General features: G+C 71.2%; 25 protein-coding genes. 11 read left to right on the top strand and 14 right to left on the bottom strand.

Annotation, left to right across the window (positions count from 1 at the left end; translation table 11 throughout):
* Window positions 1–10 precede the first annotated feature (10 nt).
* On the bottom strand, window positions 11–706 hold the full coding sequence (locus tag ACIA5G_RS42410; protein WP_395934008.1) for a response regulator: 696 nt from the start codon (window positions 704–706) through the stop codon (window positions 11–13).
* Window positions 699–1859, bottom strand: a complete 1161-nt coding sequence (locus ACIA5G_RS42415) for a sensor histidine kinase (RefSeq protein ID WP_395934010.1) — start codon at window positions 1857–1859, stop codon at window positions 699–701. The genes ACIA5G_RS42410 and ACIA5G_RS42415 overlap by 8 nt, the downstream gene beginning before the upstream one ends.
* A gap of 95 nt (window positions 1860–1954) precedes the next feature.
* Between ACIA5G_RS42415 and ACIA5G_RS42420 the strand changes: the two genes are divergently transcribed.
* The 3 genes from ACIA5G_RS42420 to ACIA5G_RS42430 are packed head-to-tail and all read left to right on the top strand — an operon-like array spanning window position 1955 to window position 4373.
* Window positions 1955–2719, top strand: a complete 765-nt coding sequence (locus tag ACIA5G_RS42420; protein ID WP_395934012.1) for a carbon-nitrogen hydrolase family protein — start codon at window positions 1955–1957, stop codon at window positions 2717–2719.
* A 6-nt stretch (window positions 2720–2725) separates the two neighbouring features.
* Entirely contained in the window at window positions 2726–3691 is a 966-nt protein-coding gene (locus ACIA5G_RS42425; RefSeq protein ID WP_395934014.1) for an LLM class flavin-dependent oxidoreductase, read from the top strand.
* A 13-nt stretch (window positions 3692–3704) separates the two neighbouring features.
* On the top strand, window positions 3705–4373 hold the full coding sequence (locus ACIA5G_RS42430) for a hypothetical protein (RefSeq protein WP_395934016.1): 669 nt from the start codon (window positions 3705–3707) through the stop codon (window positions 4371–4373).
* A 44-nt stretch (window positions 4374–4417) separates the two neighbouring features.
* On the opposite strand, the gene ACIA5G_RS42435 is transcribed toward ACIA5G_RS42430, so the two are convergent.
* The 3 genes from ACIA5G_RS42435 to ACIA5G_RS42445 all read right to left on the bottom strand — a co-directional run bounded on the left by ACIA5G_RS42435 (window position 4418) and on the right by ACIA5G_RS42445 (window position 6587).
* A complete protein-coding gene (locus ACIA5G_RS42435) occupies window positions 4418–5080 on the bottom strand; it encodes a polysaccharide deacetylase family protein (RefSeq protein ID WP_395934018.1) in 663 nt (220 codons plus the stop codon).
* 3 nt (window positions 5081–5083) lie between these two features.
* Window positions 5084–5740: a glycoside hydrolase family 11 protein gene (locus ACIA5G_RS42440; protein WP_395934020.1), complete on the bottom strand. Its 657-nt coding sequence runs from the start codon at window positions 5738–5740 to the stop codon at window positions 5084–5086.
* A gap of 106 nt (window positions 5741–5846) precedes the next feature.
* Window positions 5847–6587 (bottom strand): hypothetical protein, encoded by a 741-nt coding sequence (locus ACIA5G_RS42445; protein ID WP_395934022.1) that lies wholly within the window; start codon window positions 6585–6587, stop codon window positions 5847–5849.
* Between the two features lie 195 nt (window positions 6588–6782).
* Between ACIA5G_RS42445 and ACIA5G_RS42450 the strand changes: the two genes are divergently transcribed.
* The 3 genes from ACIA5G_RS42450 (at window position 6783) to ACIA5G_RS42460 (ending at window position 8215) form a co-directional block, all read left to right on the top strand.
* Window positions 6783–7649 carry a Scr1 family TA system antitoxin-like transcriptional regulator gene (locus ACIA5G_RS42450; protein WP_395934024.1) on the top strand — a complete coding sequence of 289 codons (867 nt, stop codon included), beginning with the start codon at window positions 6783–6785 and terminating at the stop codon, window positions 7647–7649.
* Window positions 7646–7858 carry a DUF397 domain-containing protein gene (locus tag ACIA5G_RS42455; protein ID WP_395934026.1) on the top strand — a complete coding sequence of 71 codons (213 nt, stop codon included), beginning with the start codon at window positions 7646–7648 and terminating at the stop codon, window positions 7856–7858. Before ACIA5G_RS42450 ends, ACIA5G_RS42455 begins: the two co-directional genes overlap by 4 nt.
* 138 nt (window positions 7859–7996) lie before the next feature.
* A complete protein-coding gene (locus ACIA5G_RS42460) occupies window positions 7997–8215 on the top strand; it encodes a DUF397 domain-containing protein (RefSeq protein ID WP_395934028.1) in 219 nt (72 codons plus the stop codon).
* Between the two features lie 37 nt (window positions 8216–8252).
* Here ACIA5G_RS42460 and ACIA5G_RS42465 read toward each other — a convergent pair whose 3' ends face one another.
* Window positions 8253–8918: a hypothetical protein gene (locus tag ACIA5G_RS42465; protein ID WP_395934030.1), complete on the bottom strand. Its 666-nt coding sequence runs from the start codon at window positions 8916–8918 to the stop codon at window positions 8253–8255.
* 172 nt (window positions 8919–9090) lie between these two features.
* Between ACIA5G_RS42465 and ACIA5G_RS42470 the strand changes: the two genes are divergently transcribed.
* On the top strand, window positions 9091–11958 hold the full coding sequence (locus tag ACIA5G_RS42470; protein ID WP_395934032.1) for a BTAD domain-containing putative transcriptional regulator: 2868 nt from the start codon (window positions 9091–9093) through the stop codon (window positions 11956–11958).
* Window positions 11959–12057: 99 nt separating this feature from the next.
* Here ACIA5G_RS42470 and ACIA5G_RS42475 read toward each other — a convergent pair whose 3' ends face one another.
* Together ACIA5G_RS42475 and ACIA5G_RS42480 are read right to left on the bottom strand one after the other, a co-directional pair.
* Entirely contained in the window at window positions 12058–14589 is a 2532-nt protein-coding gene (locus ACIA5G_RS42475; RefSeq protein WP_395934034.1) for an ABC transporter permease, read from the bottom strand.
* A 2-nt stretch (window positions 14590–14591) separates the two neighbouring features.
* Window positions 14592–15326 carry an ABC transporter ATP-binding protein gene (locus ACIA5G_RS42480; protein WP_395934036.1) on the bottom strand — a complete coding sequence of 245 codons (735 nt, stop codon included), beginning with the start codon at window positions 15324–15326 and terminating at the stop codon, window positions 14592–14594.
* Between the two features lie 125 nt (window positions 15327–15451).
* Between ACIA5G_RS42480 and ACIA5G_RS42485 the strand changes: the two genes are divergently transcribed.
* The 3 genes from ACIA5G_RS42485 (at window position 15452) to ACIA5G_RS42495 (ending at window position 17558) form a co-directional block, all read left to right on the top strand.
* Window positions 15452–16651: a sensor histidine kinase gene (locus ACIA5G_RS42485; RefSeq protein ID WP_395934038.1), complete on the top strand. Its 1200-nt coding sequence runs from the start codon at window positions 15452–15454 to the stop codon at window positions 16649–16651.
* Window positions 16639–17292 (top strand): response regulator, encoded by a 654-nt coding sequence (locus ACIA5G_RS42490; RefSeq protein WP_395934040.1) that lies wholly within the window; start codon window positions 16639–16641, stop codon window positions 17290–17292. The genes ACIA5G_RS42485 and ACIA5G_RS42490 overlap by 13 nt, the downstream gene beginning before the upstream one ends.
* 71 nt (window positions 17293–17363) lie before the next feature.
* Window positions 17364–17558 (top strand): hypothetical protein, encoded by a 195-nt coding sequence (locus tag ACIA5G_RS42495; RefSeq protein ID WP_395934042.1) that lies wholly within the window; start codon window positions 17364–17366, stop codon window positions 17556–17558.
* Here the strand turns inward: ACIA5G_RS42495 and ACIA5G_RS42500 are convergent.
* On the bottom strand, window positions 17534–18628 hold the full coding sequence (locus ACIA5G_RS42500) for a Cmx/CmrA family chloramphenicol efflux MFS transporter (protein WP_395934044.1): 1095 nt from the start codon (window positions 18626–18628) through the stop codon (window positions 17534–17536). The genes ACIA5G_RS42495 and ACIA5G_RS42500 overlap by 25 nt on opposite strands.
* Window positions 18629–18791: 163 nt before the next feature.
* On the opposite strand from ACIA5G_RS42500, the gene ACIA5G_RS42505 reads away from it, so the two are divergent.
* The gene (locus tag ACIA5G_RS42505; RefSeq protein ID WP_395934046.1) at window positions 18792–19274 is read left to right on the top strand and encodes a hypothetical protein; all 483 of its coding nucleotides are present in this window, start codon (window positions 18792–18794) and stop codon (window positions 19272–19274) included.
* A gap of 1 nt (window position 19275) precedes the next feature.
* Here the strand turns inward: ACIA5G_RS42505 and ACIA5G_RS42510 are convergent, their stop codons facing one another.
* The 5 genes from ACIA5G_RS42510 to ACIA5G_RS42530 are packed head-to-tail and all read right to left on the bottom strand — an operon-like array spanning window position 19276 to window position 24090.
* Window positions 19276–20217, bottom strand: coding sequence for a GlxA family transcriptional regulator (locus ACIA5G_RS42510; RefSeq protein ID WP_395934048.1), 942 nt, complete (start codon window positions 20215–20217; stop codon window positions 19276–19278).
* A gap of 21 nt (window positions 20218–20238) precedes the next feature.
* A complete protein-coding gene (locus ACIA5G_RS42515) occupies window positions 20239–20805 on the bottom strand; it encodes a TetR/AcrR family transcriptional regulator (RefSeq protein WP_395934050.1) in 567 nt (188 codons plus the stop codon).
* Between the two features lie 60 nt (window positions 20806–20865).
* Window positions 20866–22179, bottom strand: a complete 1314-nt coding sequence (locus ACIA5G_RS42520; RefSeq protein WP_395934052.1) for an ABC transporter substrate-binding protein — start codon at window positions 22177–22179, stop codon at window positions 20866–20868.
* Window positions 22166–23242: a branched-chain amino acid ABC transporter permease gene (locus ACIA5G_RS42525; RefSeq protein ID WP_395934054.1), complete on the bottom strand. Its 1077-nt coding sequence runs from the start codon at window positions 23240–23242 to the stop codon at window positions 22166–22168. The genes ACIA5G_RS42520 and ACIA5G_RS42525 overlap by 14 nt, the downstream gene beginning before the upstream one ends.
* Window positions 23239–24090 carry a branched-chain amino acid ABC transporter permease gene (locus ACIA5G_RS42530; protein WP_395934056.1) on the bottom strand — a complete coding sequence of 284 codons (852 nt, stop codon included), beginning with the start codon at window positions 24088–24090 and terminating at the stop codon, window positions 23239–23241. The genes ACIA5G_RS42525 and ACIA5G_RS42530 overlap by 4 nt, the downstream gene beginning before the upstream one ends.
* Window positions 24091–24094 lie beyond the last annotated feature (4 nt).

Below are 24094 nucleotides of genomic sequence, written 5' to 3' on the forward strand. Positions count from 1 at the left end.
GCCCCCGACGTCACCGCGACCGCGGTTCCCGTTCCAGCCCGTGCTGCACGGCGTAGCGCACCGCCTCGACCCGGTTGCGCACGCCGATCTTCGCAAACGCGTTGTTGATGTGGGTCTTCACCGTCGCCTCGCCGATGAACAGCTCGGCTGCGATCTTCCCGTTGCTCAACCCGGCGGCGATCAGGCCGAGCACCTCGGCCTCGCGCGCGGTGAGCCCGTCGGGCAGGCCTTCCTTGTGCGGGACGGCTTTCGGGGTGACCTGGCCGCCGGAGTCGAACAGCGCGCTCACCACCTGGCGTGAGACGTCCGCGCCGAACGTCAGCTGGCCGGCGACCACCGACCGCAGCGCGGAACCGATCTCGCCGCGTCCCGCTTCCTTCGTCAGGTAACCGCGCGCCCCCGCGGCCAGCGCGCCCGCGATCGACTCGTCGTCCGAATAGGTCGTCAGCACCACAACGGCGACGTCCGGGTGGTCCTGGGTGATGCGCTTGGTCGCTTCGACGCCGCTCATGACCGGCATGTTCAGGTCCATCAGCACCACGTCGAGCCGGTCGAGCCGGCCGACCAGTTCGAGCGCCTCCGCGCCGTTCGCCGCCGAGCCGACCACTTCGACGTCGTCGAGCAGGCTCATCAGCGCGACCAGGCCTTCCCGCACGACCTGCTGGTCGTCGACCACGATCACCTTGATCGTCTGCGGCTCACCCATGATCCCCTCCGTTGTGCGCGGGTTCCGGAACTTCCGCGACCACCTGCCACGCCCCCGGTTCGGGCCCGGCGCTCAGCCGGCCGCCGACCTGGGCGAGCCGTTCCCGCATCCCGGTCACGCCGAAGCCCTTCCCCTCCTGCGGCTCGCCGGACAACGGGTTCCGGACGGTGAGGCGGATCGCCCGCGGTTCGAACCCCAGCACCACGGTCACCGGACAGCCCGGCGCGTGTTTCGCGGTGTTCGTCAACGCTTCCCGGGCCGTCGCCACGAGGCAGGCTACCACCGCGAAAGCGGGCGCCCGGAGGTCGCCTTCGGTGCGAAAGGACACTTCGGCCGCGTTCACCTTGCGGTGCCGCTGCACAAGATCCGCCAGCGCCCGGTCGAGCGGCGGGACGTCGGCGCGCAGCGCGGCGACGGCGTTGCGCGCCTCGGCCAGACCGTCCACCGCCAACCGCCGCGAGACCAGGATCCGTTCCAGCGCCTGGCCGTCCTCGTTCTTCTCCATCAGTGCTTCGGCGAGTTCGAGCTGCACGACCAGCGCGCCAAGGGAATTCGCCAGGACGTCGTGGATCTCGCGCGCGATGCGGGTGCGCTCGTCCAGCGCCGCCGCGCGCGCCTGCTCGGCCTGCGCGCGTTTCGTCTGCTCCAGCAGCGCCCGCGTCTGGGCCAGGTGGATCCGGTACTGCCGCCGGTTGAGCCCGAACAGCAGGATGATCACCAGGCCGAGCGGGTTGCCGAGGGTCTCGCCGACCCCGACGTCCCCGATCAGGCCGCCGATTATGCACAGCGCGATGTCGGCGCATCCGGTCGCGACGATCACCCGCACGCCCAGCGTGGTCAGCGCGGCGAACCGGCCGAGCATCACCACGCCGATGACCAGCGCCGAGGTGTCCGAAGCCAGGCTGATCACCGGCGCCACGACGGTGGCTCCCGCGGCGAGCAGCACCGCCGACGTCCGCGGCAGGCGCTCGTTCACGAGCACAAAACCCACCCAGCACGCGGCGGCCGCACCGTAGGCCACCCACACGAACGACTGGGTCTCCCCGGTGGTCAGCAGCGTCGCGAGGATCACCACGGATCCCAGCAGCTGCACCACCAACCAGCCCGGCGCCACGTTCTCGGGGAGCCGGAGGCCGCGGAGCACCTTGTCCATGACCAGCAGTCTGCCGCATCACCGGCCACCCGGCCCCCCGTGGTGGGGCAGAGTAGGGGTTGCCGGTTTTTCGGCGGCACGCTTACCCTTGGGCGGTGAAGATCGCCTGCTGGGAGGCCGAACCGGACGGCGTCTCAGCCGACCGGCTGCGTGCTGCCGCCCGGCGGGCCGCGGCGGCGGGCGCGGCGCTGCTCGTCACACCCGAACTGTCCGGCACCGGCTACCTGACCGACGCGCGGCGGCTGCGTGCTCTCGCCGAACCCCTGGCCGGGCCGCACTGCGCGGAGGTCTCCGCGATCGCGGCCGAGACCGGGATCGCCATCGTGCACGGCTGGCCCGAATCCGACGGAGACCGCGTCTACAACACCGCCCGATTGGCCGGCCGCGACGGCCGGACCCTGCTGAGCTACCGCAAGAGCCACCTGTACGGGCCGATCGAGCGGGCCGCGTTCGACCCCGGCCACGACGGGGTGGTGCAAGCCGGGTTCGAGGGCCTCACGCTGGGCGTGCTGATCTGCTACGACGTCGAATTCCCCGAAGCCGTGCGTGCCCACGCCCTGGCCGGGACGCAGCTGCTGCTCGTGCCCACCGCGCTGATGGAGCCCTGCGGGTTCGTCGCCACCGGGCTCGTCCCGGCCCGCGCGTTCGAGAACCAGCTGTTCATCGCTTACGCCAACTGGACCGGCAGCGGCCAGGGCCTCACCTACTGCGGGCTCAGCCGGATCGTCGGCCCGGACGGGAGGGTGCTCACCGGCGACGGCGAACTCCGGATCGCGGACATCGACCTGACCGAAATCCCGAAGGCCCGCGAGCTCAGCCCCTACCTGGCCGACCGCCGGCCGGACCTGTTCGCCGGTTAGTCCACTGTGGACGTCCGGCTGTCCGTTCTGGACACCTCGCCGATCGTGGCCGGCTCGACCGCCCGGCAGGCGCTCGCCGGCACCGTCGACCTCGCCGTGCTGGCCGACGAGCTCGGTTACCACCGCTACTGGGTGCCCGAGCACCACGGGATGCGCGGTGTCGCGAGCTCCGCGCCCGCCGTCGTGGCCGGGCGGCTCGCGGCGGCGACGCGCCACATCCGGGTCGGCGCGGGCGGCGTGCTGCTGCCGAACCACCCGCCGATCGTGGTCGCGGAGCAGTTCGGCACGCTGACGGCGTTCCACCCCGGCCGGATCGACCTCGGTCTCGGCCGGGCGGGCGGCGGTCCGCGGCACGCTGTCGACCTCGTCCGCGGGGATCGCACCACGCCGGGGTTCCGAGAGCAGGTCGAAGAGCTGATCGGGTACTTCGCCGAGCCGGGGCCGGCGATCCCGGCGAGCGGGAACACCCCGGAGATCTGGCTGCTCGGCTCGTCGCCGGACAGTGCACGGCTCGCCGGGGAGCTCGGGTTGGCCTACGCCTTCGCCCACCACCTCAACCCGGGCGACGCCGCCGAAGCGATGCGGACGTACCGCTCGACGTTCCGGCCTTCTGCCCTTTCAGCGCCGACGACGGTGGTCAGTGTGTCCGTGATCGCGGCCGAAACCGACGAACGGGCCGAGTGGCTGGCCCGGCCGACCCGGGTGAAGGTCCTCCGGCGGCTCCGGGGTGAGCGCATCCTGCTGCCCAGTCCGACGGATGCCGAGTCCGGCGAGCCCGCCGACCTCAGCGACCGGCTCTTCGTGGGGTCACCGGAGACGGTGCGGGAACGGCTGCAGTCCGTTGTCGACGAGACGGGCGCCGACGAGCTGATGCTGACCACCCCGGTGTACGACCACCACGACCGGCGGCGGTCGTACGAGCTCCTCGCACGTGCCGGACCCGGCCGGGTCGCCCGGCTTCTCCCCGGCTGAGCACAATGGGCACGTGCTGACCCACGAAAGTGTGAAGACCCACTGGTGGCGCGTGGCTCTGGTGGTGCCGGCGGTGGTCGTGGCGGCGTTCTCGCCGAGTGTGTTCAGCGGCGCGTTCGGCCTGCTGCCGATCCTGATCTGGTGCGGGCTGGCGCCGTCGCGCCGGACCGGGCTGATCGCCGGATCGGTCCTGCTGGTGCTGCTGGCGTGGTTCGTGCTGCCCCGCGCGCTGAACCTGGCCGGGCCGTGGCCCGCCGGGCGGGAGATCTTCTGGCTGCACACGACGCTGGCGGCGGTGGTGTGCGCGGTCGGCGCGCGGCGGGGAGGCGCCCGGCTGGCCCTCCTGGTGTGCGCCGGGTTCTTCGTCACGGGCGCCGCCTGGTTCGTCGGGCTGGAGGCGGCGGCCGGCGACGAAGGCGTCTCACCGGGGCCCGCCGGGCTGCAGATCCAGGAGGACCGCGACTGCGGTTCCGGCGGCTGCTGGCGGGTCATGACGGCGACCGGCGACCGCGCTCCGGACGTCATGCGCGAGCACCTCGCCGCCGCGAACTTCACGGCCTCGCCCGACCCGGAGCACACCGAGCTCTGCCGGACGAACGGGCTCGTGGTCACCCACGAAGTGTGCGCCCGGCTGCGGACGCTGTCGCCGGACGCCGTCCGGGTGGACTGGTACGTCAACTGAGCGCGGTGGCGCGGCGGCCGGACCCCGCCGCGCCACCGTCCCCTTCAGCCCGGCGCGACCGCCCGCCCGGTCTGCGGCGAGATCATGCCCGCGCACAACCCCTTGCTCGCCAGGGTCTGCGCGATCCGCGGGATGGCCGCCCGGGTGTTGGCGGGCCATTCGTGCATCAGGATGATCTGGCCGTTGGAGAGCCGGCCGACGGCCTGGACGATCGCGTCCACGCTCGCGCCGTTCCAGTCCTGCGAATCGACGTCCCAGATGATCTGCCGGAGCCCGTACTTCGCTTCGACTGCCTGCAAAGTCGCGTTGGTTTCCCCGTACGGCGGGCGGAACAGCTTCGGCGTGCCACCGCCCGCGGCCGCGATCGCCTGCTGCGTCCGGGAAATCTCGGAGTCCATCTGCGCCTGGCTCTGCTGCGTGAGGTGCGGGTGGGTGTAACTGTGGTTGCCCACCCACATCCCGGCACTCACCTGGGCGCTCACCTGCCCCGGGTACGCGGCGGCGTACTGGCCCTCGTTGAACATGGTGGCTCGCAAGCCGTTCTGCCGCAACGCGTTCAGCAGTGCCGGAGTGTTCGAGCTCGACGGTCCGTCGTCGAAGGTGAGGCCGACGTAGCCGTTGCACGCGGCGGCGGCGTGCGCTTCGCTTCCCATGACGCTCCCGGTGAAGGCGAGGGTGGTGACCAGCGCCGTGATCCATGTCCGCACGGGTCAGCCCACCGTGATGTTCGAGTTGCCGCTGCTCTGGTAACCCTCGGTCGCGAGGATCATGTAGTAGTTGAAGCTGCCCAGCCGCATGCCGTACCGGGCCCAGGCGTCGAAGTGGTTGCCGGTGGTGATGGTGCCACCGGTCTTCTTCTGCTGCCGGACGGACCAGTACTGGTTGAAGGTCTTGGTCCCTTCGACGGACGGCGCGTTGTAGCGGGTGGTCTGGTAGACGTCGTAGGTGCCGCCGTCGCTGGTCACGGTGCCCTTGTACGTCCCGGTCGGCCGGTAGGTGCCCCAGTTGTCGACGATGTAGTACTCGACGAGCGGGTTGGACGTCCAGCCGTAGAGCGCGAGGTAGCCGTTGCCGGAGGGGTTGAAGCTGCCGGAGTAGCTCACCGTCCGCCGGCTGCCGTTGCTCCACCCCTTGCCGCCGACGAAGTTCCCGGTGTTGCTCCAGTTCATCCGGTAGTTGCCCCCGGAGCCGAGCGTCATGGCGGTCGAGCCACCACCGTCGGTCCAGAACGAGTAGTAGTAACCGTTGTTGTTGCCGGTCTGACTGGTGGTGATGACGGTGTCGGCCCGGGCAACCCCGGGCAGCACCACGGTCGACACAAGGGCGGCGCAGGCGGCGAACACCCGGAACCGGTTCTTGGTGAGCATGCTTCCTCCTCGTCGAGGCTGGGGATGGCGAAAGCATGCGTTCGACGGGAATGGTGGGGCAATAACTTTCGGAAAGTTTCGGGAGTACGGCAGGCTTTCCCGACGATCAGCCTTTGTGCCGCCACCGCACGGCCCTCGCCGCGAGAAGCCGGATCCACGCCGTCGCCGGCCGTTCCCCGCCCCCGACGTCAACCGGCCGGTAAGCACCGGCGCGGCTGTCTTCGCTGTGCCTGATCACCTCGTCGAAGAACCACCCGGAGGCGATCACCGCCAGGATCGCAGCGGAGTTCGCCAGTTCACGCTTGAGCGCGGGCGCGTCCAGCAGCCGTTCCGCGTGGAGGATCGCCGAGCCGGTGACACCGTGGTCGTCGTAGGTCACCTCCCCGGCGTGCAGCGCCAGCCGGAGCCGGATGCGCTCCTGCGCCGGGTGCGTCGCGTTGTGAACGATGAGTTCGTCGGCGAGGGCGCCGAGGAGGAGGTCCGCGAACAGCGTCTTGGAGATCTCCGCCGGGGCCAGCACGAGCACGCCGTCCCCCAGATCCGCGTGCCGGCAGCCGGCCCAGGGAATTCCGGCGGTGGCGAAGGCGCGTTCGATCGCGCGATACATGCCGGAGCGGACCCTGAGTTTGTTCGGGTTCGTGCGGCTGTACCGCCCGAACCCTTCAACGTCGACCACGACGATCGTGCAGTGAGCGGTGTTGAGCTCGACACTGCCGCGCCAGTCCACGGAGTCCCCGCGGACCGGCGCGATCCCGATGGCCCCAGGAGCCCGCCCGGGCCGCGGCCGGCTGTGCGTCCGCCCGCCAGGCCGCCCCGAGGGCGGCCGGGTCGTCTCGGGATCGGACATCATCGTTCCCTTCGGCAACGACTGCGCATCAGCCGATCGGGCGCGCGTCGTCGGGCGTGTCGCGGCGTGCTGATGTCTATTCTCAGGTTAGGGAACCGAACACATCATCACTACTGCACTGGTCGCACCGTTCGGTTACCGTAACCAAGAATGCCCCCTCGCAGCTGCGTCTGCGCGTGCAGAAGGAGCCCGACGTTGTCAGCGCCGTCGTCACCGGTCGTCGCGTCGTGGGAACTCGCCCTGCGTCTGAAGCGGCGGCGTGACCAGCTGGGCGTCGAAGTCAAGACCATCACCGACGCGCTGGGCTTCTCCCGCAACTACTGGTCCGCGGTCGAGAACGAGCGCAAAATCCTCTCACCCGAGAGCCTCGTGCGGATCATCGAGCTGTTCGAGTTCGACGCCGAGGAGAAGCAAGAGCTTCTCGCCCTGCGCACGGCCGCCAAGGAACGCGGCTGGTGGACGCGTTATTCAGCACTCTTCGACAACGAGATCCAACGGCTCTACGGACTGGAACAAGGCGCGCGAAGCATCCGGGACTACGAGAACCTGCTCATCCCCGGATTGCTGCAGACGGCTGATTACATCAGGGGCATCATGCTGCCCGATGTGACCATGCGGCCCGTCGAAGTCGACCAGCGGGTCGAGGCCAGGCTGCGCCGGCAGCAGCGGCTCACCGACAAGAGTGATCCGTTCAAGTTCACCGCTGTCATCAGTGAAGCGGCGCTCCGTCAGCAGATCGGCGGCAGGCAGGTGCTCCGGAACCAGCTTGTGCACCTCGCGACTTTGATCGAGCAGCATCCGGAGACGCTCGACATCCGCGTCATCCCGTTCACGGCGACCGCATGCGGACTCTTCGGCGGGGCGACCGTCGTCCTCATCGACTTCGACAACCCGCAGCTGCCCACTCTGGCCTGGCAGGAAACCGTCACCACCTGGGGGATCATCGACGACTCGACGCAAGTCAGGAATCTGACGACCACCTACGAGGACGCCTATCGGCGGGCCCTCGACAAGAGCCAAACACTGAAGATGATTCAGCATCACACCAAGGAACTTGATTGACCACCAAAGTCACCTCCGCGGCGAGCCACAGCGTCTGGTTCAAGAGCAGCCACTCGAACGCCGGCGGGAGCTGCGTGGAAGCTCGGTTCGAGCCCGGCTCCGCCTTCGTTCGGGACAGCAAGGATCGCCGTCCCGACTCGCCCTTCATCGAGTTCCCCCGTACCGCGTGGACGACGTTCCTGCGGGTCGTGACACCGGAGGAAGCCTGACGTCAACCTCATGAGACGCGGGAATGGAGGCGGCCGGGACCCTCCATCCCCGGCGTGCACCCCTGGCCCCCGGCACCCGAAACCCAACCCGCCAAAAGCGGGGTAACCGGAAGGACTCTTCAACGATAGGTAAGCCCCTTGGACGCACAAACTCGACACAACAACCCATCCGGCGACCGCGAATGGTTCAAAAGCAGCCATTCCAACGCGTTAGCCAGTTGTGTCGAAGCACGATTCACATCTGATTCAGTCGGCGTGCGCGACAGCAAGGAGGAGGACGGGGCACCGGTTCTCGCATTCTCGCCGAGCGCATGGTCGTCTTTCCTCACCGACGTGAGGCCAGAGGCGAAACAGTAGAGGGTGATGAGGGCGTGGGCGCAGAGCGCCCTCATCACTATACTGCGTTTTCGTCCGTCCAAGTCCTGCCACCCGGATCGCCCGGCCCCAGCAACCGGATCCAGCCCCGAGCCGCCGTCTCCTTCTCCTGTACCAGCACCGGCCGGAACCGATCAGGCCGACTCACCGGACTGTGCCGGATGATCTCGTCGTAGAACCAAGCCGAAGCAATCACCGCAAGATCCCCCACCGCACAAGCAAAAGCATCTCGCAGAACCCGAGACTGCAGCATCCGGAACGTATGCACGATAGCGGCACCGGTCGTGCCGTGGTCGTCGTAACTCACCTCGCCCGCGTGCAGCGCCACCCGCAGGCGGATCCGCTCCGGTAGCCGGTGCCCGGAATTGTGCTCCCCCAACGCCGTCGCCAGCGCGTCCGGCACCAGCTCGCTGAACACCGCCTTCGGATACCCGGCCGGGACCAAGACGAGCACGCCGTCGCCGAGATCGGTGCGGTAGCAGCCTTCCCACTCCACTCCGCAGACCCTCAGCGCCTGCTCGGCCACGCGGTACAACCCGGCTCGCAACGCCAGGCGGTGCGTGTTCGTCCGGTCGAACGCCGAAAAGCCGTCGATCGCGAGGGCGAGAATGGTGTGGTGCACGGGATCCGCGACCGGCTCCGGGGCCGGCGGCGGCGATCCGAGCAGCCATCGTCGTATCCACATCTGGCCACCTCCTCGCCGAACCGGTTGTCAGCAGTGATCGTGACCGCGCCCGGTTGACAGTCCGGTTGCCGGTTGCTGGACAAATTCTTGACAGCCGCTTGACCTGCGCCGAAACCTCGCCGCCGGCGCGTTACGGTGCCAGGCGGGGAGCGGGGGTGGACGAGGAAACCTGATGGAATTCCGGATCCTGGGGCCCGTCGAGCTGCGGCTCGGAGACCGGCAAGACCGGAAAGCCGCGCTCGGGCGGGCGAAGGAGCGTTCGCTGCTGGGTGTGCTGATGCTCAACCACGGCAAGGTCGTCCACGTCCGCACCGTCATCGAAGCGCTCTGGGACGACAGCCCGCCCGCGCACGCCAGGAAAGACCTGCAGGCCTACGTCAGCCGGCTGCGGGCGTCGCTGCGGGGCTCGGGCGTCTCCGCGCGGATCGTCACCCAGCGTGCCGGCTACCAGTTCCTGCCCGAGGGTGACGAACTCGACTACGCCCGCTTCAAAACCCTGGTCCGCGACAGCGGGAACGCGCGGCGCGCGGGACGGCTCGACGACGCCGCGGCCGCCCTCCACGAAGCGATGGATCTTTGGCGCGGGCCCGCCGTCGAGGACCTGGGCACCGTCTGGATGGAGCAGAAGCGCGAGGACCTCGACCTCTACGACCGCGTCACCGGGTACCAGGCCCTGTGCGCCGTCGAGCTCGAACGGGGCAACTACCGTGAGGTGCTGCAGATCCTCGACGTCGCCATGGTCGAGCACGAGTTCGACACCCAGTACATCTCGCAACGGCTCGCCGCGCTGGACGGGCTCGGCCACTACGAAGAGTTCGACGCCTACTGGAAACAGGTTTACGACCGGTCCGCGCGGTCGTTCGGCACCGGGCCCGCCCGGGAGCTGCAGGAGCTGCACCGGCGGCTGCTGCAGTCTCGGGACCTGCTCGGCCCGGCCGACCAGCATCGCACCCAGGCCGCGCTCCGCGCGTTGCCACCCGCTCAGTTGCCGTCGACGGTAAGCGAATTCGTCGATCGCGCCGCCGATCTCGCGCGCCTGGACGACTTCTTCCTGCGCTCCCGCATGGGCGACCCGCCGTCGACGCTCATCGTCGCGATCACCGGGCCGGCCGGCGTCGGCAAGACGGAGCTGGGGCTGCACTGGGCCCACACCGTCCGGGAGCAGTTCCCGCACGGCCAGCTGCACGCGGACCTCGCCGGTTACGGCAGCGACCCACCCCGCGACCCCGGCGAGGTGCTGGCCGAATTCCTCGACGCGCTGGGTGTCTCCGCCACGACGTTGCCGGCGAGCCTGAGCGCCCGGACCGCGATGCTGCGCACCCTGCTCGACGAGCGCCGGGTGCTGTTCTTCCTCGACAACGCGCGGAACTCCGGGCAGATCGTGCCGCTGCTGCCGGGCAGCGGGCAGTGCGTCGTCGTGGTCACCAGCCGGCACCGGCTGAGCGACCTCGTCACCGGCCACGGCGCCTACCGGCTGGAAGTCGCCCGGTTCAGCGAGGCCGAGACCGAGCGGCTGCTCGACGGCCTGCTGCGCGACTCCTCGGCCGAGGTCCCCGATCCGGCGACGGCCATGACGCTCACCGGCGGCACCCCGCAGGCCATCCGCACCCTCGCCGAGCTCCTGCCCGGCAGCGGCGAACTCCCGAGCCCGGCCGAGCTCCTCCTGGCCGGCGAGCTGGCTTCGGGCACCATCCTGACGTCGCTGATGTGGTCCTACCACGCGCTCGGTCCCGCGGCCGCCCGCCTCTTCCGCTCGCTCGCGCTGCACATCTCCCCCAGCCTCCCCCTGCCCGCGGTGTGCGCGCTCGACGGGACCGACGACGAGACGACCCGCGTGACCCTCGCCGCGCTCAGCGCCCTGCACCTGGTCAGCAGGCGGGACGGCCGGTTCGTGATGGACGACCTCACCTGTGCGGCCGGCACGCGGCTCGCGCTCGCCGACGACCCTCCCGACGTCCGCCGGGAGGCCGAAGCCCGGCTGCTCGACTGGTACACCGCCCGGGTTTCGGACGCCGCGGAGGTGCTGGCACCGGCCCTGCGTCGCACCGCCGAGCTGCCACAATCCGGGCAGCTGCCGGATTTTGCGGTTGCGGAAGCGTTTCTCGACGCCGAGCTGGCGAGCCTGTGCGCCACGATCCGCCGGGCGGCGGGCAGTTCCCTGTCCCGGGCGGTGCCGTTGCTCCGGCTGCTGCGGCCCCACCTCACTCCCGGCGCCGGCTGGCGCGACGCCGTCGAAGCTGTCTTGCTCGCGGCTCGGGCCGCCCAGGACCTCGACGCCGAGGGGCAGGCCTGGACCGCGCTGGCCCGGGTCCACGACGATCCCACCAAGATCGAGGAGGCGCTCCAGCTGGCGAACACGATCTTCGGCAACACCGGCAACCACCGGGACCGGTCCGAGGTCCTCCTCCTGCTCGCCAGCCACTCGGCAGACCCGGCGCACGCCGAGTCCTGCCTGCGCCAGGCGCTGAAGGTCCAGGCCAGCCTCAACGAGCCCGCCCAATCCGCCGCGGTCCACGGGGCGCTCGGCACGCACCTGCGCCGGCAGGATCGTCTTGACGAGGCCGCGGAACACCTGTCCCAGGCCAAAATGCTGTACGCGGATCTCAAGGACCACCGGCGTCGCGCCGCCATGGCGCTGGAGCTCGGCCTGCTGAGCCGCCGGGCCGGCCGCGCGAGCGACGCGATCGGCTTCCTCACCGAAGCCGTCACCCTGCACGACGAGCACCCGGCCGGCCGCGACCTAACGCTCACCGCACTGGTCGAGCTGAGCGAGGTCGGTTGTGACGCCGGCGAGCACGCCGATGTGCTGCTCCACGCCCGGAAGGCGCTCGGCATCTCCCGCTCCCCCACGGACCACACCTGGGTCGTCCGCGCACTGGTCGCCCTGGTCCGCTCACTGGCGGCGACGGGACGGCAGGCCGAGGCGTGGAACGAGTCCCGCCAGACGATCGCGCTCGTCACGGACACCGACGACCCGGTCCACAGCCACGTCCGCGAGCAGTTCACCCGCCTCGGCCTCTGGCCGGCGACCGGCCCTTGACCCGGTTTCATCGGGATTTCATCGCCCCCGGCTAACGTCGACCCGCAGGGCGGCGGAGGGGCTCCGGGCGCCGGCCGAGGGGGACGGCGCCCGGGGCCGCTACTCCCCCACCCCGATCGCTTCCACCGGACGCGCTCGCAACGTCACCGATGTCGCCACGCCGATCGCGACCATCCCGAGCAGCACCGCGCCGCCGATGATTCCGAAGTAGACGGACCATGGCCCCGACGGGAGCGGGGTTCCCCGCAGTCCGACGTTGAGCAATCCCAGCGGCACCAACGCGACCAGCGTCCCCGCCACGACCGCGATCCCGACCGTGGCCAGTGCCTCGAGCCGCATCATGCGGGTCACCTGGCGGCGGGTGGTGCCGACCAGGCGCAGCAGCGCGAACTCGCGGCTCCGTTGGGCCGTTGTCAGGACCAGCGTGTTGGCCACCGAAATCGCCAGGTACCCGACGATCACGCCGACCGCCACCAGGTTCAGGTAGAACTGCGCCTGCCGCTCGCCGCCTTCCGAGGCGGCCGCCAGCGACGCCGGGGCGAGCGTCAGGCCGGGATACAACACCGAGCGCACGGCCGCGGACACCGCCGCCGGGTCCGCGCCCGGGGAGCGGCGGACCAGCACCGAGTCGTCCAGCCGGCCGCCGATGTGTGCCCGGGCCAGCTCCACCGGCAGCACGAAGTCGCCGAATGCCTTGTCGTGCGTGTACGTCGCCACCAGACGCAGCTTCGCCGGCACGCCGTCGCCGAAGTAGAACGACACCTCGTCGCCGATCTTCTTGTCCAGCCAATCCGCTTCCGAACGGCTCAGCGCCACGGTGTCGCCGGTCAGGTCGGTCAGCTGCCCGGTGTCGACGCCCAGTTCGAGCGCACCCCGGACGTGGTCGCCGGCCAGGCCTTGGGCAGGCGACCGCTGGACGTTCACGTCGTCGCCCATCGGCGTCGCCGTGATCACCGACGTGTGGACCACCGGTGTTGCCGCCGCCACGCCCGGCACGCGGGCCACCAGCGAAGCCACTTCCGGTGACACGCCGGCCGCGCCGCTGATCACGTAGTCGGCGGTCGTCGAGCGGGCCGTCTCCTCCGCGGCGGCCGCCGTGCTGGACGTCTGGCTGTAGAACGTCGCGAGGGCGAACGCGACCGCCAGCATCAGCGGGGTCACCGCCGCGGCGACGCGCCGGGTGTTCGCCTGCGTGTTCGCGCCGGCCAGGTACCCGCTGATCCGCCAGACCCGCGCGAGCACCGGGGCCAGCACCCGCACCACGACCCCGGTCACCTGCGGGCCCACCACGGCCAAGCCGATGACGACGATCAGCGTCGCCATCGTCGAGATCGCGGTGGCTATCTCGCCGTGCAGGAACAGCGGCACCAGCGCGCCGCCGACGCCGACGAGCACCAGGCCCCAGCCGGTGAGCAGCCGGCCGCGGCCGAGCTCACGCCGTTCCACCGAAGCCTCCCCGAGCGCTTCGACCGGCCGGATCGACGACGGCCGCCGCGACGCCGCCCACGCGGCCAGCCGGGCCGCGCCCAGGCTGAGCAGCAGCGCCGCGACCAGCGGGAGCGGGCCGATCGCCAGCCCGAAGTCCGCCGGGATGATGCCGATCGCGGCAAACGCGTCGCGCAGTCCGGACGCAACCACCAGCCCGAGCGCGCTGCCGAGCGCCCCGGCGACCAGCGCGACCAGCGTCGTCTCGGTGCCGATCAGCTTGCGGATCTGCTTCGGCGTCGCCGCGATCGCACGCAGCAGCGCGAACTCCCGGCGGCGCTGGTTGATCGTCAACGCCAGTGTGCTGGCCACCACAAACACCGCGACGAGCAACGCAAAACCGCCGAACGAACCGGCGATCGCCAGCAGCAGCACGCGGGTCTGGCTGACGTCCAGGAACTCGACACTGCTGCGCTCGACCCCCGTGGTGACCTCGACGTGGTCCACGGCCGCGCGCACCCGTTCGGCCAGCGCGTCCGGCGCCACCCCGGGGTCGGCCAGCACGCCGATCGCGTGTGCCTGGCCGGGCCGCCCGGCCAGGTCCGCGGCACGCTCCGGCGTGAAGAACAGTGCCGACTGCCGCGACAGGCTGTCGACAACGCCGCTCACCCGGAACACCGCCGGCGCCGAGCGGGTCGTGATCCGCACCTGCCCGCCGACGCCGACCCCGGCCTGGCCGGCCACCGAGGCGTCGAGCACAACGTCGTCAGGCGCCGCCGGAGCCGATCCCGCGCTCAACCGGAACGGCGCCAGCACGGCCGCGTCCCAGTTGTGGCCCCACGACTGCGCGCCGCCGAGAACCTGCCCGTCACCGGTGACGACGCGCGCGGGGAAGCTCTGCTCCGCCACCGCCGCGCGGACGCCGGGGACCGCCGCGATCCGGTTGGCCAGCGCCGCCGGGACCGACGGCTCCTCGCCGACCTGCTCGGCGGACAGCGCATCGGCGCCCGGGGGCTGCACACTCCGCTCGCCGCCGACGACGACGGCCGCGTCGGCGTAGCGCTGGGTGGGGACACCGGCACGCAGGCCGGACTCCATGAGGATCCCGCAGGCCGCCACGAGGGCGGTGCCGCACAGGATCGCGATGAACGCGCCGGCGAACCCGCCGAGCCGGCTCCGGATCGTCTGCCAAGCCAGGTCCAGCATGCTCACCACTCCCCGAGGTGCGTCATCCGCTCCGCGACCCGCTCGGGGGTGGGGTGCGGGAGGTGCCCGGCCAGCTTGCCGTCGGCCAGGAAGAGCACACCGTGCGCGGCCGAAGCCGCGACCGGGTCGTGGGTGACCATCAGGACGGTCTGCCCCATCTCCTCGACGACCACCCGGAGCAGGTCCAGCACCTGCCGCGCGGTGCGGGTGTCGAGGGCGCCGGTCGGCTCGTCGGCGAGCACGACGTCGGGCCGGGTGACGAGCGCCCGCGCGATCGCGACACGCTGCTGCTGCCCGCCGGACAGCTCCGCCGGGCGGTGTTCGAGCCGCTTCGCGATCCCGACGCCTTCGACGATTTCGCGCAGCCACTGCGGGTCCGGCTTGCGGCCGGCGAGCCGCATCGGCAGCGTGATGTTCTGCAGCACGTTCAGCGACGGCAGCAGGTTGTAGGCCTGGAAGACGAAGCCGATCCGGGTGCGCCGCAGCTTCGTCAGCTCGCTCTCCTTCAGCCCGCCGATCTCGGTGCCGCCGAGCAGCACCCGCCCCGACGTCGGCCGGTCCAGGCCGGCCGCGCAGTGCAGGAACGTGCTCTTGCCCGAACCGGACGGCCCCATCACCGCGGTGAACGTCCCCCGCGCGACCCCCGCCGACACGCCGTCGAGCGCGGTGACGGCGCCGTCGCCGGAGCCGTACACCTTCCGCACCCCGGCCAGCTCCAGCGCATACGCTGTGGTCATCTTGGTCCCCTTCGTTGTGTCTGAAGGGAAAACTAGGTTCACGACGGCCGCAGATCGATCCGGTGGAGAGGTGGATCCGGGGTAGCGCCAGCACCACCACGGCGGTGGGGTGGGACACTCTCGGCGTGACGACCCGCCTGCGGAAGGTCTGGTCGGCGGTCCGGTACCTCGTGGTCGGCGCCGGCACCTCGCTGCTGTCGCTCTTCGCCCTGATCGGGCTGCTCGTCGTGCTGCTGCTGTGCCCGTTCGGCATCGGGATCCCGTCGCTGGCGCCGGCGATCCGGCTGGCGCGGTGGCCGGTGGGCGTCGACCGCCGCCGCGCGGCGCGCCGGCTCGGCGAGGCCATCCCCGAGCCCTACCGGGACGGCTCCCCGATCAAGGACCCGGCGACCCGCCGTGACGTCGCGTGGCTCGCGATCCACGCGGCGACCGGGATGTTCCTCGGCTCGCTGGCGTTCGGCCTGCCGCTGGGTGTGGTCCAGCAGATCGTCACGGCCTTCGCCTGGCCGGCGGTGCCCGGCGGGATCGAGGGGTCGGTCGGGATCGTGGTGAACTCCTGGCCGCGGGCCGGGTTGACCCTTCTCGTCGGCGCCGCCTTCGCCGCGCTGACGCTGCTGATGCCGCGGCTCGCGCGCTGGCAGGCCCGCACCGCGCGGCGGCTGCTCGCCCCCGCGCCCGGCGTCGTGCTGGCCGACCGGGTCGCCGAGCTGACCGCGACACGAGCGGCGGCGCTGGAGGCGCACGGGGCCGAGCTGCGCCGCATCGAGCGTGACCTCCACGACGGCACCCAGGCCCGGATCGCGGCGGTCGTGCTGCAGCTCGGCATCGCCGGGCAGCTCTACGACCGCGACCCGGCCACGGTACGAGACCTGCTGGTCAAGGCGCAGGACACCGCGACCGACGCGCTGGCCGAGCTGCGCACGGTGGTGCGCAGCATCTACCCGCCGCTGCTGACCGAGCGTGGCCTCGCCGGGGCGGTGCGCGCGCTCGGCGAGCGTTCCCCGGTGCCGGTCGCGGTGACCGTGGTGTACGAGACCGGCCGCCCGGCCGCGGTCGAGGCCGCGGCGTACTTCGTTGTCGCCGAGACGCTGGCCAACGTGACCAAGCACGCCGACGCGTCCCAAGTGGACATCATCCTCGGCGGCAGTCCCGGTGTGCTGGAGCTGGAAATCCGCGACGACGGCCGCGGCGGCGCCGACGAGTCCCGCGGCAGCGGCCTGGCCGGCATCCGCCGCCGTGCCGAAGCCTTCGACGGAACCCTCACCCTGACCAGCCCACCCGGTGGGCCGACCGTGCTGCGAGTGGAGCTGCCATGCGGGTCGTGATCGCCGAAGACGACGCTTTGCTGCGCGAAGGCCTGTCGCTGCTGCTGAAGACGTCGGGCATCGAGGTGGCCACCACGGTCGACAACGCGGAGGACTTCCTCGCGTTTGTCGAGAACGATCGCCCCGACGCGGTCGTGATGGACGTCCGCATGCCCCCGACCCACACCGACGAGGGCCTGCGCGCGGCGGTCCGCGCCCGCGAAATCCACCCGGGCCTGCCGGTCCTGGTGCTGTCGGCCCACGTGGAGACGAGCTACGCGGTCGAGCTGCTCGCGGACGGCGTCGGCGGGGTCGGTTACCTGCTCAAGGAGCGGGTCGGCAAGGTCGAGCGGTTCCTCGACGCGCTCCAGCGGGTCGCCAAGGGCGGCACGGCGATGGACCCCGAGGTGATCGGCCAGCTGATGTCCCGCCGCCGGGCCGCGGATCCGCTGGCGGCGTTGACCGCGCGGGAGCGGGAGGTGCTGGCGCTGATGGCGGAGGGGTACAACAACGGGACCATCGCCGAGCTGCTCGTGGTGAGTGACGGCGCGGTCCTGAAGCACATCCGGAACATCTTCGCGAAGCTGGGACTGCCGTCCGACGAGGGCGGGCACCGGCGGGTGCTGGCGGTGCTCGCCTACCTCGGCCGGGACGCGGGGTAGCGCAGGCACCACCCCGGTTCCGGGTGCGCACGGCATCGTTTCGGCCGCCGCGAATTCCTAATCTTCTCCTCATGACCAACACCGAAATCGCCACCCGCACCTCGACCGCCGCGCTCCTCTGGGTGGTCCTCGCCGTCTCCTCCGCGGTCAACGCCGGTGGTCCCCTGGTGGGACTGGACTTCACGATCCGCATGGTCGCCGGCGGTGTGGCGATCGCGGCTATCGCCGGGCTCATCACCTTCTACGTCCGCCGCCGGAAGGCGTGAAGGGTCAGCGCCAGCGTCACCAATGCCGCCGCCGTCCAGATCGGTGCGGTCCGGCCCGCGCCGAGGAGCGCGCCGGCCAGGACCGGGCCGGCCGTCGCTCCGACGTTCAGGGCCGCCGTCGCGTAGGACCCCGCCATCGTCGGGGCGCCGGTGGCCCGGTGCAGGATCCGGGTGATCACCGTGCCGCCGACCAGGAACGACAGTCCGCCCTGCGTGAACGCGAGCCCGATCAACGCGGCGGGCACGTCCGCAACCAGGGCCAGCACAACCCATCCGACCAGCAGCAGCGCACCACCGATCGTCACGACCCGGCCGGGCCACCGGTCGGCAAGCCGTCCCGCCGCCGTGACGCCGGCGAAGCACCCCGTGCCGAACGCCAGGAGCACCACCGGCACCGGTGCGACGCCGGCCGCCACCGGCGCCAGGTACGTGAAGACGCCGAACGTGGCCGCGTTGATCAGCGCGCCGAGCACGAGCACCCCGGCCAGGGGACGGAGTTCGGCCAGCTCGGCCCGAAGGTCCGACGGCGCCGCGCCCGGCGCGGTGTCGGCGATCCGCCAGACACCGGCAAAAGCGGGCAGGCACACCACCGCGACAACCCAGAACGCCGCACGCCACCCGAGCAGCGCCCCGCCGGGGATGCCGACCACACACGCCACCGTCGTGCCTCCGAGCAGGACGGCGAGCGCGCGGCCCTTCCGGTCCGGTGGCACCAGCTCGGTGGCCGCGGTCAGCGCGACGGCCAGGAACCCCGCGTTGGCGACGGCGGCCAGCAGCCGCGTCCCGAGCAGGACGCCGAACGACGTGGTCAAGCCGCCCACGACGTGCGTCGCGACGAAGACGGCCAAGAAGCAGAGCAACGCGGTACGCCGACGCCAAGAACGCGCGAGTGCGGCCATCAGCGGCGCACCGGCCACCATGCCGACGGCGAACGCGGACGTCAGGTACCCCGCCTGCGCGAGGGAGACGTCCAGCGCGGCGGCGATGCCGGGCACCAGCCCGGCCAGCATGAATTCGGACGTGCCCATGCCGAACACGGCCAGGGCGAGGAAGTACACGGAAAACGGCACAGAGGACTCCAGGGAACACGAGATCGGCAGACGACTTCGTGGTCACCCGGGAACCCGGGTCCGGGAAATACGGGAGCTACCGGGCCGCCGGCATGACCGACAGCCCGGTCCTGGACGCTTCGGGGCTCCCCATGCGCCCGACTTTACCGGTTAGGGTGCGAGCATGCGGGAGCTGGCGGAGACCGTCGCACGGCTGGACGCGGCCCTGGAGCCGATCGCGAAGCGCCCGGTCGACCTCTCCGACCCGGACTGGGCCGAAAAGATGCGCGCGGCCGAGCCCCTCGACGAGGCAGGCGTCCGCACCGAAGCCGAAGAAGCGTTGCGAGCACTGCTCGGCCACTACGAACGCGGTGACGACGGGCAGCGCGCCGCCGTCCGGAAGCTGTTCGACCGCCACTCGTCGTTCCGCTGGGCCGTGTACCTGCCGGACGCGGACTTCCGCACCCGGCTCCTGCACCTTTCGGCGCGCGACCACGGCAACGACACGCGGGACGAGCTCCTGGCGCTGAACGACCTGTGCACGCAGGCGCGGGCGGACGGGGTGGACCTCCGGCCGATCCTGCGTGAAGTCGCGGAACTCTCCAGCACCGTCGACAAGTACGGCATGGGTTCGATGCGGGACATCCTGCTGCGCAGCGCGGGGTGACTCAGGTCCGGAAGCTCGCCCGGTAGGCCTGCGGGCTCGTCCCGACCACCCGTTTGAACCGCTCCCGGAACGCCGTCGGCGACCCGAACCCGACCTGTCCCGCGATCCGGTCCACCGGATCACCGGTCGCCTCCAGCAGGTGCTGCGCGCGCCGCACCCGGGCCCGCAGCAGCCACTGCAGGGGTGTGGTCCCGGTCTGCTCCCGGAACCGGCGGTTCAGCGTGCGCGCGCTCATCCCCGCGTGCCCCGCGATGCCGGACAGCGTCAGCTCGGCCGCGCAGTTCTCCTCCAGCCACGCCAGCACCGGCTCCAGCTCGGACCCGCGCGGAGTCGGCGGCGGGTCGTGCACGATGAACTGCGCCTGGCCGCCCTCGCGCTCCAGCGGCATCACCGACAGCCGGGCCGCGTCGGCCGCCACCGCCGAGCCGTGGTCGCGGCGGATCAGGTGCAGGCACAGGTCCAACCCGGCCGCGGCACCCGCGGAGCTCAGGAACTGGCCGTTGTCGACGTAGAGCACGTCGGGGTCGACGTCGATCGCGGGATGCCGGCGGGCCAGCTCGGCCGCCGCGGCCCAGTGGGTCGTCGCGCGGAGGCCGTCGAGCAGACCGGTCTCGGCCAGGACGAACGCACCCGAGCAGATCGACGCGATCCGCGTGCCCCGCGCGGCGGCCGCCCGCAGCGCGTCGAGGACGTCCCCGGGCACCGGCGGCGGGTTCTCGGCGCGGCCGGGCAGGATGATCGTGGCGGCGCCGGCCAGCCCCTCGAGCCCCCAGGGCGGCCGCAGCCGGAAGGTGCCCGCGTCGAGCTCACCGCCGGTGCCGCAGATCCGGACCTCGTAGGCGAGGCCGCCACCGGGCAGCCGGGTCCGCGAGAAGGTCTCGATGGGCGTCGCCAGGTCGAACGGGACGACCTGGTCCAGCGCGAGGACGGCGACGATGTGCATGACCCCACGATAGATCGTCCACTAAGGACGGAGGCTGCGCAGCATCAGGTTCGCGAAGTGCGCGCCCACCTGCTCCCCCGTCAGCTCGCCGTCGGCGTGGTACCACATGCCGAGCCGGTGGATCGCGCCGTAGTGGTACTGGATCACCAGGTCGGCGGGGACGTCGTCGCGGAAGACGCCCGCTTGCTGCCCTTCGACGACCAGGTCGCGGACGCGTTCGTGGTAGGTGCGCCGCTCGGCCCGCACCTGGACCTGCTTGGACTTCTCCAGCAGCGGGAACGACTGGAAGAACACGGTCGCCGCGTCGAGGTCGGCGATGCTCGTCACGACGACGTCGACGATGATCGCGTGCAGCCGTTCCGGCAGCGGCAGGTCCGACTCGGCGATGGTCCGCATCCGCCGGGTCTGCATCCGCAGCATCGCGGTGTAGATCTCGAAGAGCAGGTCGTCCTTGGACTCGAAGTAGTGGTACAGCCCACCCTTGGTGACGCCGGCCGTTTCGACGATCTCGCGGACCGTCGTGGCCCCGAACCCCTTCTCGGCGAACAGGCGCACTGCCGCGCGCACGACCTTCTCCCTGACCGTCATGTCGCCACCCTATGTGAGCGGGCGAGCCGGCTCGCGCGGCGCCGCGAGCCGGCCCGGTCCTCACTTGCCCAGCAGGTTCACCTGGTCCGGGGTGGCGCGTTCACCGGTGTACGGCGTGATCGCCCCGGTGCCCCGGTCGGTGACCGACGGTGGCTGGATCACCGTCGTCGTGGTGTCCGGGTTGATCTTGAACACGTACGCCCCGGTGTAGCCGGAGTGCGAGTCCTTCGAGAACCCGAACGGCGTCAGGCCCGGCCCCTTGAGGGCGCCCGAGCTCATGGCGTCGACGATCTTCTGGCGCGTCGGGTCCGGCCCGGCGGCCTTCAGGGCCTGCGCGAAGGTGTAGGCCTGCACCATGCCGTAGAACAGGGTGTTGGTGAGCGGCTCCTTCGGGATGTACTTGTCGTGGATGCCCTTGAAGTAGGTGACCCACGGGTCGGAGGTCTGCGCGACGTCGGGCAGGTACCCGGTGCCGATCAGCCCGTTGAGCAGCTGCGCGCTCGAGACGCTGGCGCCGCCGCGCTTGGCGAAGTCCTGCAGCAGCCCGGACAGCGTCGCCGGGTCCGCGCCGATGCTGCTGACCACGAACTGCGGCTTGTAGCCGATCTTCGCCGCGGCCAGGATGGACAGCGCGGTGAACGCCGGGATGCACTCGCAGACGACGACCTCGGCGCCCGCGGCCTTGAGCGCGGACAGCTGCGGCGTGACGTCGGTGTTGGCGCTGTCGTAACCCTGCCGGACCACGGTCTGGTCCTTGACGAACTGGTCGAGCCCGGCCTGGGTGTCGCGGCCGACGTCGTCGTTCTGGGTGAAGTACCCGATCTTCTTGCCCGCGAAGGTGTCCTTGATGTACTTGCCCTGGATCTTGCCCTCGCGGGTGTAGTCCACCTGGTACCCGAACGTCATCGGCGCCTTCTGCGGGTTGTCCCAGGCGAGCGCGCCCGAGGAAACCAGCAGGTCCGGCACGCCTTCGGTGTTGAGGTACTCGACCACCTTGGAGTGCGTCGGCGTGCCCAGCCCGCCGACGATCGCGAACACCTTGTCCTGCAGGACGAGCTTCTTCACGACCTCGACGGTCTTCGTCGGGTTGTACCCGTCGTCCTCGACCTTGTAGTCGATCTTGCGGCCGTTGACCCCGCCGGCGTCGTTGATCGACTGGTACACCGCGCGGGCGCCCACGGAGATCTTGCTGTACCCGGGGGCGGCCGGGCCGGTGAGCGGCTGGTGGCTGCCGATCACGACGGAGTCCTTGGTGACGCCGACCGCCGAGTCCGCGGCCTGCGTGCCACTGGTGTCGGACTCCCCCGCACCGCCGCACGCGCTGAGCGCGAGCGCCAGCACCGCGATTCCCGCGACGGTTCTAGTGGTTCTCATGGTTCTCCTTCTTTTCGGCGGGTCGGCGGAGAAGCCCGCGCAGCCGTTGGAAACCACCCTGGATGCCGCGCGGGAAGGCGAGCACGACGACGATGAGGATCACGCCGTACACCGCGAGTGGGAGGTTGTTGGCCACGTCGGTGTTCAGGTGCAGCACGTCGGCGAGGTCCTCGGACCAGGCCTGGAAGTACACGAGCGCGACCGCGCCCCACAGCGCGCCCCACAGGGAGCCCAGCCCGCCGAGCACCACGGCCGCCAGCAGGCTCAGCGACAGCGCGGGGGTGAACGAGCCGGGTGCGGCGGTGCCGAGCAGGAACGCCTGCAGGCCACCGGCGAGCCCGCCGCAGACCGCGCTGATCAGGAACGCGAGGATCTTCGTGCGGCCGACGGCGATCCCGCTCAGCGACGCGGCGACCTCGTCGTCGCGGACCGCACGGAAGTCACGGCCGAGCCGGCCGCGCACGACGTTGACCACCAGCACCAGCGCGATGAGCACGCTGAACCAGACGATCCAGGTCTGCCAGCGCAGTTCCGGGACGATCCCGGCCAGGCCCGACGGTCTGCTGTGGACGGTGAAGCTCAACCCGTTGCTGCCGCCCAGGAAGTCCTGGAACCGGCGGGTCAGCGCGGGCAGGCCGACGGCCAGCGCCAGCGTCGCCCCGGCCAGGTACGGCCCGCGCAGCCGGGCCGCGGCGGCCCCGGCCAGCAGCCCGGCGAGACCACCGGCGGCCGAGGCGAGCAGCAGGTCGGCCCACAGCGGGAACGTCGGCACCCGGCGCACCAGCAGCGCGACCGTGTAGGCGCCGATGAACATGAACGCGCCGTGGCCCAGCGAAACCTGGCCGGTGAGGCCGGTCAGCAGGGTCAGCCCGGCCACCGCGATCAGGTAGTAGCCGATCGTCGCGATCCGGAGGTTGGTGAACTCGTCGGTGACCAGCGTCAGCACGACGACGACCGCGAACGCGGCCAGCGCGAACAGGACGTGGCGGAGCAGGGGCGGCAGCGCCCGGACCTTCTTCGCGGCCTTCACGGGAGTCTCCGGAAGACTCGTGCGCACGGTCATACCCGCCTCACCTTCGCGCGGCCGAACAACCCGCTGGGACGCACGATCAGCACCACGACGAGGATCGCCAGCGCGGCGATCGTCACCATCTCCGGGCCCAGGTAGCCGGACACGTAGGACAGCCCGATGCCGAGCACGAACCCGCCCGCGATGGTGCCGAGCGGGTTGTCGAGCCCGCCGAGCACGGCCGCGGTGAGCGCGTAGACGAAGACGCCGTCCAGCACGTTCGGGAAGAGGAACGGCGGGGTGGCGAGCAGCCCGGCCAGCGAACCGACGGCCGCCGCCATGCCCCAGCCGACGGTGAGCATCAGCCCGACGCGCACCCCAAGCGTGCGGGCCACGTCCGGGGCGAACGCGGCCGCGCGCATCCGCAGGCCGAGCGGCGTGTACTTGAACACCACCAGCACGAGTGCGGCGATGGCGAGCACGATCAGCACCACGAAGAGGTCGTTGGCGGAGAACCGGCCGACGAAGTCGAAGGCGTACGGGAAGGCCAGCGGCTCGTTGGACCAGATCATGCCCGCGATCGCCTGCAGCACCAGCAGCAGGCCGAGGGTCACGATGATCGAGCTCAGCTCCGAGCGGTGGCGCAGCGGCCGGATCAGCAGCCGCTCGGTGGCGACACCCAGCAGGGTCCCGGCGACGATCGCGACGGCGAAGCCGAGCCAGTAGCTGCCCGTCGCCTTCGTCACCGAGTACGCGAGGTACGTCGAGATCAGCGCGAGGGCGGGCTGCGCGAAGTTCACCACCCGGGTGGCCCGGTAGATGATGACCAGCGCGAGCCCGAGGGCCGCGTAGACCGCGCCGGCGGAGATCCCGCCGAGGGTCAGGTCGAGGAATTCCTGCATACCG

The sequence above is a fragment of the Amycolatopsis sp. NPDC051758 genome, assembly GCF_044453095.1.
GTDB lineage: Bacteria > Actinomycetota > Actinomycetes > Mycobacteriales > Pseudonocardiaceae > Amycolatopsis.

What these genes read in the sequence shown, in the direction of transcription:
- ACIA5G_RS42525 (WP_395934054.1), bottom strand. Translation starts at nt 23,242, where the DNA reads ATGACCGTGCGCACGAGTCTTCCGGAGACTCCCGTGAAGGCCGCGAAG.
- ACIA5G_RS42520 (WP_395934052.1), bottom strand. Translation starts at nt 22,179, where the DNA reads ATGAGAACCACTAGAACCGTCGCGGGAATCGCGGTGCTGGCGCTCGCG.
- ACIA5G_RS42495 (WP_395934042.1), top strand. Translation starts at nt 17,364, where the DNA reads ATGACCAACACCGAAATCGCCACCCGCACCTCGACCGCCGCGCTCCTC.
- ACIA5G_RS42530 (WP_395934056.1), bottom strand. Translation starts at nt 24,090, where the DNA reads ATGCAGGAATTCCTCGACCTGACCCTCGGCGGGATCTCCGCCGGCGCG.
- ACIA5G_RS42490 (WP_395934040.1), top strand. Translation starts at nt 16,639, where the DNA reads ATGCGGGTCGTGATCGCCGAAGACGACGCTTTGCTGCGCGAAGGCCTG.
- ACIA5G_RS42480 (WP_395934036.1), bottom strand. Translation starts at nt 15,326, where the DNA reads ATGACCACAGCGTATGCGCTGGAGCTGGCCGGGGTGCGGAAGGTGTAC.
- ACIA5G_RS42445 (WP_395934022.1), bottom strand. Translation starts at nt 6,587, where the DNA reads ATGTCCGATCCCGAGACGACCCGGCCGCCCTCGGGGCGGCCTGGCGGG.
- ACIA5G_RS42470 (WP_395934032.1), top strand. Translation starts at nt 9,091, where the DNA reads ATGGAATTCCGGATCCTGGGGCCCGTCGAGCTGCGGCTCGGAGACCGG.
- ACIA5G_RS42475 (WP_395934034.1), bottom strand. Translation starts at nt 14,589, where the DNA reads ATGCTGGACCTGGCTTGGCAGACGATCCGGAGCCGGCTCGGCGGGTTC.
- ACIA5G_RS42465 (WP_395934030.1), bottom strand. Translation starts at nt 8,918, where the DNA reads ATGTGGATACGACGATGGCTGCTCGGATCGCCGCCGCCGGCCCCGGAG.
- ACIA5G_RS42505 (WP_395934046.1), top strand. Translation starts at nt 18,792, where the DNA reads ATGCGGGAGCTGGCGGAGACCGTCGCACGGCTGGACGCGGCCCTGGAG.
- ACIA5G_RS42515 (WP_395934050.1), bottom strand. Translation starts at nt 20,805, where the DNA reads ATGACGGTCAGGGAGAAGGTCGTGCGCGCGGCAGTGCGCCTGTTCGCC.
- ACIA5G_RS42415 (WP_395934010.1), bottom strand. Translation starts at nt 1,859, where the DNA reads ATGGACAAGGTGCTCCGCGGCCTCCGGCTCCCCGAGAACGTGGCGCCG.
- ACIA5G_RS42510 (WP_395934048.1), bottom strand. Translation starts at nt 20,217, where the DNA reads ATGCACATCGTCGCCGTCCTCGCGCTGGACCAGGTCGTCCCGTTCGAC.
- ACIA5G_RS42410 (WP_395934008.1), bottom strand. Translation starts at nt 706, where the DNA reads ATGGGTGAGCCGCAGACGATCAAGGTGATCGTGGTCGACGACCAGCAG.
- ACIA5G_RS42440 (WP_395934020.1), bottom strand. Translation starts at nt 5,740, where the DNA reads ATGCTCACCAAGAACCGGTTCCGGGTGTTCGCCGCCTGCGCCGCCCTT.